10 protein-coding genes and 1 tRNA gene are annotated in these 9,292 nt (G+C 56.7%); 1 reads left to right on the plus strand and 10 read right to left on the minus strand.

What is annotated here, in order from left to right; all coding sequences use genetic code 11:
- Window positions 1-645: 645 nt before the first annotated feature.
- From J3481_RS13985 to J3481_RS14020, 8 genes are all read right to left on the minus strand, one after another.
- Window positions 646-1,236 carry a hypothetical protein gene (locus tag J3481_RS13985; protein ID WP_206832734.1) on the minus strand — a complete coding sequence of 197 codons (591 nt, stop codon included), beginning with the start codon at window positions 1,234-1,236 and terminating at the stop codon, window positions 646-648.
- Complete coding sequence (locus tag J3481_RS13990) at window positions 1,236-2,504, minus strand: ParB/RepB/Spo0J family partition protein (protein ID WP_206832735.1); 1,269 nt, start codon at window positions 2,502-2,504, stop codon at window positions 1,236-1,238. Before J3481_RS13990 ends, J3481_RS13985 begins: the two co-directional genes overlap by 1 nt.
- Window positions 2,505-3,280: 776 nt before the next feature.
- The gene (locus J3481_RS13995) at window positions 3,281-3,667 is read right to left on the minus strand and encodes a gamma-glutamylcyclotransferase family protein (RefSeq protein WP_206832736.1); all 387 of its coding nucleotides are present in this window, start codon (window positions 3,665-3,667) and stop codon (window positions 3,281-3,283) included.
- 367 nt (window positions 3,668-4,034) lie between these two features.
- Window positions 4,035-4,107, minus strand: a tRNA-Thr gene (locus tag J3481_RS14000).
- 28 nt (window positions 4,108-4,135) lie between these two features.
- Window positions 4,136-4,525 (minus strand): hypothetical protein, encoded by a 390-nt coding sequence (locus J3481_RS14005; protein WP_206832737.1) that lies wholly within the window; start codon window positions 4,523-4,525, stop codon window positions 4,136-4,138.
- Window positions 4,526-4,648: 123 nt separating this feature from the next.
- Window positions 4,649-5,236 carry a sigma-70 family RNA polymerase sigma factor gene (locus tag J3481_RS14010; protein WP_236011739.1) on the minus strand — a complete coding sequence of 196 codons (588 nt, stop codon included), beginning with the start codon at window positions 5,234-5,236 and terminating at the stop codon, window positions 4,649-4,651.
- Window positions 5,237-5,547: 311 nt separating this feature from the next.
- Window positions 5,548-6,612, minus strand: a complete 1,065-nt coding sequence (locus J3481_RS14015) for a glycoside hydrolase family 130 protein (protein ID WP_012810513.1) — start codon at window positions 6,610-6,612, stop codon at window positions 5,548-5,550.
- Window positions 6,613-6,691: 79 nt separating this feature from the next.
- Window positions 6,692-7,036 (minus strand): hypothetical protein, encoded by a 345-nt coding sequence (locus tag J3481_RS14020; protein WP_012810512.1) that lies wholly within the window; start codon window positions 7,034-7,036, stop codon window positions 6,692-6,694.
- Between the two features lie 55 nt (window positions 7,037-7,091).
- Here J3481_RS14020 and J3481_RS14025 point away from each other — a divergent pair, with 55 nt between their 5' ends.
- On the plus strand, window positions 7,092-7,910 hold the full coding sequence (locus J3481_RS14025; RefSeq protein ID WP_206832738.1) for a Dam family site-specific DNA-(adenine-N6)-methyltransferase: 819 nt from the start codon (window positions 7,092-7,094) through the stop codon (window positions 7,908-7,910).
- Window positions 7,911-8,055: 145 nt separating this feature from the next.
- On the opposite strand, the gene J3481_RS15130 is transcribed toward J3481_RS14025, so the two are convergent.
- Together J3481_RS15130 and J3481_RS14035 are read right to left on the minus strand one after the other, a co-directional pair.
- Complete coding sequence (locus J3481_RS15130; RefSeq protein WP_012810510.1) at window positions 8,056-8,226, minus strand: DUF433 domain-containing protein; 171 nt, start codon at window positions 8,224-8,226, stop codon at window positions 8,056-8,058.
- A 24-nt stretch (window positions 8,227-8,250) separates the two neighbouring features.
- Window positions 8,251-8,628 carry a hypothetical protein gene (locus tag J3481_RS14035; protein WP_012810509.1) on the minus strand — a complete coding sequence of 126 codons (378 nt, stop codon included), beginning with the start codon at window positions 8,626-8,628 and terminating at the stop codon, window positions 8,251-8,253.
- Window positions 8,629-9,292: the final 664 nt, after the last annotated feature.

The raw sequence follows: 9,292 nt of genomic DNA on the forward strand, positions 1-9,292 counted from the left end.
GAGGGATCGAGCTCTGGTGGTTGCTTATCACCATCGTAGCGCGCAACATCGCCATTTTCATGATCCCGTGGCGTCGAAAATCGACATGAGGGTCTACTCCAAAATTGAGGCCAACTCCGCAGCGTCTTTCGCGTACATATCCCAATACACAATATTGTTGGTTCCAAACCACTGTTCGCCGATCTCGTCCAGGTGTGTTTGCGCCCAGTGACTCTTGCCAGATTGGGCATCCCCAAATGCCACCGTAAATGTTCCGCGTGAGTTCACCATACGGATCACTCCCTCAAAAATCACTTCCACACACACGTGGTTTGCATGACAAAAAACGAGCCGCCCCACCACACGGCAGGGCGGTGCCTATCACTCATCCCCTTCATTGGCTATAATACTTTCATGCCGTTTTGAACTGCCATCCGCAAAATTTCATCGTACGAAACCTTTCTCCCGGCCCCTAAGCTGCCGCAGATAACCATTCGTTCCTTTGTCTCGCCTCCTAAGATTGGATCTCTTTGTGTGCCATGCTCGTGCTCCGTAGCACCTTTCGAGCATAAATTGCGGGGTTCGGTCATTTTGCATCGCCTCCTCAACAAAGAGGCGTTTGCAGGGCAAAAAAAGCCGCCCCACCACTTCGGCAGGGCGGCTTCCTCATTGCGCTACGCGATGTTGCCCATCGTCCAGATTCGCCAATGTCCACATCCGCGCCTCGATTCGTTCTCGAAGGACGCGGCTGATCTCTTCGCGTAACACTACCAGGACGGTCTCTTCGTCGACATTCGAAACTTTCGCCATCACCGCTTTGACGGCAGGCACCACCAAACCATAGAGCTCCCGGTCCAACTCGTATCGAATCGTCGCGACGGCAAATCCAATGTCGAAAAAACACCCCCTGGAGATTTTCTGCAGCGACATGGCTCGTTCTGCCAACGCCATCACAGCCACCTTGGTCTCGTCCGGGTGTTCGTTCGCAAACTGAGCCGTCTTGGACTTCGATCCCAGCATCTCGATTCTCCGCAAGACCGCCGGAACAATGTCGCTCTCAACAAACCGAAGGGACGGCTCAACTGCGCCGTCTTCGAGGAACGTGTTGGTCTCGCGCCAGACCATCTTGGCTAACTGATTAAGAATCCCTTGGGGCACGACACGGCCTGTGAGTTCCGACAACGTACGCATGGCAAATCGTCCCGCAGCTCGCGCTTCGAGACGACGTTCCTGCTCGTAGAAATCGTAAGCGCCCATCAGCGGTCCCTCCGGAACATCAGGACATTGTTCGACTTGACGCCTTCGCACTTCTTCGCAAGGTTCGTCAACGCCTCAGCAGTCACATAGAGCACGGACACAAAGTGATCCCGAACTTCGTCTGAGACGGATTCCGGTTCCCAAACCGCAAGCATGCCCGCGACGTCTTGACGCACCTCGTACAGCTTGGATTCGAGATTACGCAGCGCGGCATAGCTCGCTTCGGAATTCCCCGCCGACTCGAAGGTCTTCTCCAATCGCTGGCGCGCAAGGCGTTCCTTGATCGCCTCGTCCTCCGCCTGACGTTTGGCTTCCAACGCGGCGGCCTTCTCTTTGCGAAGCTTGTCTGCAAGCCGCTCCTGCTCCGCGAGTGACGCCTTGAGTTCGTCGTTCTGCCTACGCAAATCGTCCAGCGCGCGCTTGATCTCTTCTGACACAACCTCGATGCGCGGCCGCTCAGCCAGTTCCCGCCGCGCCTGTTCCAATTCGCGTCGTGTGTCCTCAAGTGCCGCTCGAAGAGCAGCGGGTTCGTCCTTTGCCGCTTCGATTTCGCGCGTAAGTCGCTGAACCGAGGTCTCCAGTTCACGCACCCGCTTTTCCGCGACTTCCCGCAACCGACGTTCCTCTTCGATCTGACGACGGATCTCCTTTGCTTCCGTCACCGTGCGCTCGCCAATGGCCTCGCCAAAGGCTTGGAACAACGCGCGTTGCTCGTCAGGCGTTAGATGCGCAAGCTGTTCTGCGGCGGTCGTGCCGAGTTTGCCCGCAGACACGAGAGTTTGGAGTTCTGGAATGAGATCGTTAAGCTTCAGCAATCTCGGTAAGTGCGCAGCATCCGTTCCCACAGCCTCTGCGATGTCCTTGCTCGTCTTGGTGGATTCACCATTTTGGTTAACCCTCGAATACTGATTGACACCGCGGCGTACTCCCCAATACTCCTTGAGGAACTTCGCCCGCTTCGCCTTCCGGATCGGATCATCATCCTGACTGCGACGTTCTTCGTTATCCGCAATCAGCAGATACTCCGCTTCTTCCGGTGGCACGTCGTAGATCACCACGGGCACTTGCTCGATCCCGAGTTCCCTTGCGATCCGAAGCCTCTGATGCCCGGCGATCACCGTGCCGTCCGGCGTGATCTTGAGTGGATCGCGGATGCCGTGCGTCGCGATGCTCCGCTTCAACTCCTCATACTTCTCTCCGGCAATGTCGGTGAAGTATTCGGCGTTCCTGGGATGCGGTTTGAGCCTGTCGACATGGATCGTGCTCATAAAAAATCCCCTCCTACTGGAGGGGTGTTTGCAGGGCAAATTGTACTTTTACTTCGAAGTCCCGCTGGCAGTTCGCAGATACTCGCCCGGCGTGATGGAACGCACACCTAATCGCCTGAAATGCTTCTGATTCCAAGTCAGCACATCCGAACTCCCGCTATGCTTTGCCTTGACGGCAATATAAGCGTCGATATAGTCCACGTGCTGCTCGTCGTAGTCCCGCAGTGCCTCTAATCGGATTCGCACATAGAAAAACCCCCTCTCTACTTGAGGGGGATTGCACGACAAAACGCCGCGTTACTGTACCGCGATGACCGTTCGCCAAACTTCCAAGAGCCGGTCATCAACACACCGCGATTCTCCCATGTCGCGACAGGAACAACCGATCACGATTGGGAGATTCCGGACACACCAAAACGCCCACCGCAGCGCAAGCACGATACGCTTTCGCCGAGACAAGCTCGTATCACACCATATGAGACGTGCACCGACATACGGATACACCACCAACGCCCGGAAGAGCACGGAAGGCACAAGCCTTAAGCTGTAGAACCGTCGCGTCTCCTCGTAGAGTCGTATCATCGTGCCGACCACAAGGGCGGCAAGTACACACACTGCGCTCCAACACAAGACAAACGCCAAGCCCATCGCACCATCGCCCCCTATCTGGGCGGCGCGCGCAGGACAAAAACCTCAAACTGTTTCCGCCTTGGGCCTGCGCGAGCGTGCGGAAAATTACAACCCCCCGAGTCGTCGGCGACGTATCTGTTGCCCACTTATCTCCGCGCCACCAACCTGTTCGCCTGATACGCCACCCAGTCCCCGCTCTCCACGCGCGGGTCACCCTTCACCCGTTCCTTCGGTACGCAGTACACCCAGCCCCGAATGCCGTTCACAAGGTCTTCCACAACGACGCGATCATACAACGTCGGATAGCTCTCCAGCCGATCCAACCGCGCAAGTCCTTCTTCCGTGACTTTGATCCACTCGCCCACGACGATGCCGTCTTCTTCTAACGTCACAGCAGGGCAAAAGCCCCAATCGTACATTGCTCCATGGATTTGACCAAGGCCGAGCTCGCTGACCAAGTATGGCTCGACCACAGGACGATTCGGTTGGTCTTTTCGCAAGGTTCCGTACACGAATATCGTATGAAACGCCATCTTTCCACCCCCAACGCAGTAAACTTTCTATCTCTGATCCTAAATGATTCCTTCTATAGATTCAAGGTAGTACTCTATCCAATTTCTATTGAATTGTCAGTCATGTCGTGGTAAGCTCGTCTCGGGAGGGAAACCTCTCTTGGGCACCCCCTTCGTGGGAAGGGGGTGAGAGGGATGTTGCACGGAATCGCCTGTGTGCTCGGAGTGATTCTGTGGGGCCTAGCCCGTGTGGGTTATGCCATCGCGGACATCATTCGGGCCTTACATGGCGAACCCCGCCTGGGCCGCAATCCAAAGGCGGGGCCGTCACAATCCCGTCGCAGCATGATTATCTTACCACATGGGGCAATATGCGTCTACGGGCCTAAGCCCGCGACAGGACTCGAACCTGCAACCGGCCGCTTACAAGACGGCTGCTCTGCCTGTTGAGCTACGCGGGCGTGCGTGGTGTCGTGGCCCGAAACCTCTCTATGACTGCGTATGCCGAACAACTTTCTCGTAAAATCTGTGCACCGTGAGCATCGAAAACAGTCTCACGCGATCCGAGTGAAGCGCCAGGTTGAACTCAGCCTCCACATCTCGGCCTGAATCCACCCACAGCCCGGTCAGTCTGCCTCGGTACGTGTTGAGATCCACTTCCATCGACCATTCCGTCCTGCCGATGTCCCACTCAAACCGCACGTTGCCATCTGGCGTCGGATACACATACGGAACCGGAAGTCGCGACGGGTAGAACGTGTCCAGCATCCGAAACAAGCGTTTCAGCCGCCGCTTATTCGGTGCACGGCCCTCGCCGTCCAGCCAACCATCGCGTAGTTCCAAGAGTTTGTCCAACTGAGCTTGAAGCTCCGGCTTCACGAAATCACCCCCTCAGATATTGAGGGAGTGCAGGACAAAATTGACGCTTAACTCTTGAACAACTTCCTCATGGCGTTTGTCGTTTCGGGCGAATACATCAAAAATGAGTTGATCACGCGCGCGTCAATTTTCCCCTTCATGGTTCCTCGCCTCCAGTGCCTTTCTCACCCGCTTTCTTACCCTCTGGATGGCGTTGTCAATTGTCTTATACCTTCGCCCAATCCGCTTCTCGATCTCCGCATACGAGTAGCCTTCGAGCCGAAGTTTCAACACGTCGCGTTCCAGTTCCGTGAATTGCAGTCCCCAATGCTCTTCAGCCCATTCCACGAGTTCATCCGCCGTAGCATCGTCGCGAAGTCTTTCGTCCAGCGCCATGTCCTCGACGCTCGGTGCCGCGCGATCGACGAACACGTCCAGCACCGTGCGCTCCGCGTCCTCGATCCATGGGCACTCCGCATCAAGCGACAGCGCCGTCAAGTGCGAGACATGCTTCTGTCGCCGCGCCATCTTTAGTGCCGCCTGGATCTCACGCATGACGCACATCTTCGCGAACGCCCGAAACGGCACTTTGCCACGAACATCGTAGTCTCGTATGGCCTCCCAAAACCCGATCCACGCGTGCTGCATCAGGTCCTCGCGGTCGGCTCCTGGTATCCAGTAGTTTCGAATCCAGCTCCGGATTCTGGCATGGAACTCGCGATAGAGCGCCATGAAAGAGTCCTGGTCACCGCGTTTTGCCGAAAGTACCAATGTCGTGTCCATCACGAAATCGCCCCCGATAGTGAGGGAGGTGCAGGGCAAGAGCGCATTGACGAATATCCTCGATATGGTACACTTAAGCTGAAAAGAGCGCCGGAGGTCGCGACTCCGACGCTCGGGCACCGACGCCTGGGCAGTGTCCTCAAGGCGAGCAGGTGACCGCCCCAATGATTGATCGGTCATTTGCGTGTTATGGCAAGAACCAGAGCCTCCAAGACGAAGGCGTCAACGGGTCTCGAATACGAGGCCCGTTGACGTTTCTATTAGACGGTCATCTTATCAGTAACCAGGTCGAGGGCTTCTCGTAGCGATAGATCCGCTCCCGCCATCGCCTCATCCGACACCCCGTAGTACAGATGCACAATGCCCCCTTCGACCCATGCGCCACACGAGAACACCACGCCGCCGAAGAAGCCGTTGAGTTCATAAGGCGCCTCGGGCTTCAGTATCGGTTCCGTGGACCGCGCAATGAACTTCGACGGATCCTCCAGATCGAGCAGGCACGCCCCCATCGCGTATTCGTTTTTCTCGTTGGCGCCGTGGTACAGCACCAGCCAGCCCTTGTCTGTCCGAATCGGCACCGCGCCGCCTCCGACACGCGCGCCGTCCCACATACCGGGTCTCCTACCCATCAGCCGCCGATGTCGGCCCCAGGTCTCCAGATCCAGCGACGACGCGAGCCAAATGTCCAGATCGCCCATGCTCTTGGGCGCGGGTCGATGCAGCAGATAGTACCGCCCGCCGATGCGCTCCGGGAACAACACCACGTCCTTGTTCTCCGGCGGCAGGATGAGTCCGAGCCTTTGAATTTCGCGAAAGTCCCGCGTTACGGCGAGTCCCACCGCGATGCCGTACTCGGACACGGCGGTGTACGTGATGTAGAACACGCCGTCGATCTCCGTGACCCGCGGGTCTTCCATGCCGAACGCCTCATACGGCGTCTCGGGGGCAAGAAACGGTCTCTCCTCCACCGTGAAGTGCCGACCGTCTCGGCTTCGCGCCAGCCGAAGGTGCGACATCGATGTGAGCCACACCGGTTCAAGCGTGTCCTTGTGCCGCACGGCGCGGGGATCCGACAAGTCGAAGCGTGGATCCTTGCGACTGATACGATGGACTTCGACAGACTTCCGTTCGGCGTTGTAGATGGGGACGCCCACAGTGTCCTCGTCGGCAACGGCCTGCTCCGCGACGCGTAACACGAGAATCGTCTCTCCTTGGTACCGCGCCACGCCTGCGTTGAACGCGCCGATGATCTTCATGTCAGGATGAGAGGGTGGAACGTCGCGAGGCGTGATCAGGGGATTTTCGGGATAGCGAATGGCGGGCATAATGGATTCCTCCCATACGAGTGGATTCGTCTCCACCGATGGGTGGATTGTACGACAAACAAGCCGCGAGTGACGTCGCTTACCACTCGCGGCCCAAAATTTCTTTCAATTCTTCTCGAACCTCTTGTTCATGCTCCTTCCACGCGCCCGCCACATCGCGAATGCTTCGGCGCGGACCTCGTCGCCCTGCCCGCCGTAGGCTCAGCAGTTCTTCCTCCAGATCAACGTCCAGTCCATACGCGCGAAAGTCCTGACCAAACGTCTCAAGCGTGTTTCGCAACGATTTCAGCATTTCATAGTACGCGTTCACAGCACCACGTTCGTAATCGTTAGATGGTTGGCGCGCTCGTTTTCGCTGATGCCGTCGCGCATTTTTCAACATCTGTCGAACCCATTCTTGCAGAAGAGTTTGCTCGAACGACATGTAATCGCCTCCTTGACTTTGCCCTCCATCCCCCTCTCCGGCGGAGGTGCAGTCCATGCCCATCCGTCGCTCTTATCTCCAATGGCCCGGCGGCAAATCCCACATCGTCTCCGCCCTACGCGCGTTCCTGCCACCCGGCCGTCGGCTGATCGAGCCTTTCGTCGGCGCGAGTTCGGTGTTTTTGAACACTGACTATCCCGAATATCTACTCGGCGATGCCAATCCAGACTTGATCCTCGTGCATCGAACACTACAGGCTTATGGCGAAGCCTTTATCGGCGCCTGCCGTGAACTGTTTGTGCCTGAGAACAACGCGCCAGAACGGTACTATGCGCTCCGCCAGGAATTTAACGCCACTCAAAACCTATGGCGGCGAGCAATTCTCTTCGTTTACCTCAATCGACACGGAATCCATGGCCTCATGCGCTACAACCGCCGCGGCGCTTTCAACACTCCGTTCGGCTATCGTCGGAAAATCTATTTCCCAGAAGCAGAGATGCGCCTGTTTGCCGAGCACGCCAAACGCGCCTCGTTCGTCCACGCCGACTTTCGCGACCTGATGTCTCAGGCGCGTCCTGGCGACGTCGTCTACTGCGATCCACCCTATGTGCCACTGTCCGACACCGCGAACTTTACCGAATACGCGCCGGGCGGCTTCTCGTGGCATGACCACATGGCGCTGGCTGGATATGCGCGTGAGCTCGCTCGCCGCGGTGTGACCGTGGCGATCTCGAATCACCGCACGCCAGCAACCGAATCCCTCTATCGAGGTGCCCAGCTCGTCTCCGTCCGCGCGCCGCGCAATATCGGAGTCCAACATCGACAGGCCGCCCGTACAGCCGAGGAGATCCTGGCGATCTTTTGGCCACCCTAATTTGCCAGGTGCGAAGCAATTGTCGACTGCGATCCGCCTCGAATCACCGCATGCCAGTGGCGATGCCCAGCGTCATAGCCTTTCGACGAGAACCCACAACTTGCTGGGTCCTCAAGGGACCTGGCAAAATCGTTCGCCGCAAACTTCACACGGCTTTCAGATAACGTGCCTCAAAGCGCAGTACCGTTTCGACTTCTGCTGGTGTGATTCCATAGTCCTTGGCAATATCGGCGATACTGTCACCGGCTTCCCAGCGTTCCCAAAGAACATCCGTTCGGATACCTTGTCTGGAAATGACCGGTCGCCCGCCCCCCATTCAGGCGCTATTCGAATTCCGACATCACGTCCAAGAGGCCACCATGCGGACACACGGCCATCGTGGTAGTCCATATTGATAAGCAACGTCAAATACGCTCTCCCGCAGAAATTCCATTTTGGTCTCCTTTATCACGCGCCATCCGCCTGTACGAAATGCCCAACTTGTGAAAGGGCGTGGAATCCGCAACGCCTTCTCGCATTCGACAACCACGCGCCTTATGTCCCGAAACAACAAGCCATGCTTTCTGAATTCACCCACAATCAGGACTTCAATCAAATCCTCAAACGTCGCACCATCCGTGCGCGAACGTTGTAACCATCGACTTGCCGTGCCCGGCATAACACGGGTCAGTCGATCGACTTCGGAAAGCGTGTAAAGCGGATAGTCTCGCATGGCCATGCCCTGCGTTTCCTCCTCAAGCCCTCTCGGTTGACGCCCTAATGGTGATGTTTTACATTCGTTTCGAGTGCAAGCTCAATTTTCCGCTCGTGCACGTGTGTACACGAGGCCCCGCCGCGAAACACCTGTTGGATGTGCCGCAGCGGGGCAGACAGCTTCTTTATATCCAATCACTGTACCTAATCCCTGAAACAAGTTTAGATCAGATCTTGCTCAATACATTTGTGAGGATTCACCATTATCACTTTTCCAACTCTTGCAAGACCGCCAACTTCCAACGAATCGCGTACTTCGTTGTTGATACGTTCTTGTCGGGATGGAACACCTCAACCGGCAACAACTTCGCGTACGGTTTTCCTACCTTTGTAAGCCGCTACCGTCCTAGGTGTCTCGTCCCGCCGTTTCAGCCGCTCGCATGCCAGCATCCGAATGACACGAAAGTACCTTTTGTCGAGGGATCTGCTTTTCCATTGCCTCTGCTCGAACTCCATGCGAGATGTATGGTAAGTGTCTCGCCATTAACAAAACGCGCCACACTACATGTAGGGCGACGCGGCAGCAAAGGTGTTTAGCGCAAAATAAAAGTGCAGAACGCCGACACGCAAATCTACACAGCGTGGCGGCGCCTGCGGAAATGTGATAGGCACTTGCAACACCACTCTAC

The organism is Alicyclobacillus fructus (assembly GCF_017329605.1).
Lineage (GTDB): Bacteria > Bacillota > Bacilli > Alicyclobacillales > Alicyclobacillaceae > Alicyclobacillus > Alicyclobacillus fructus.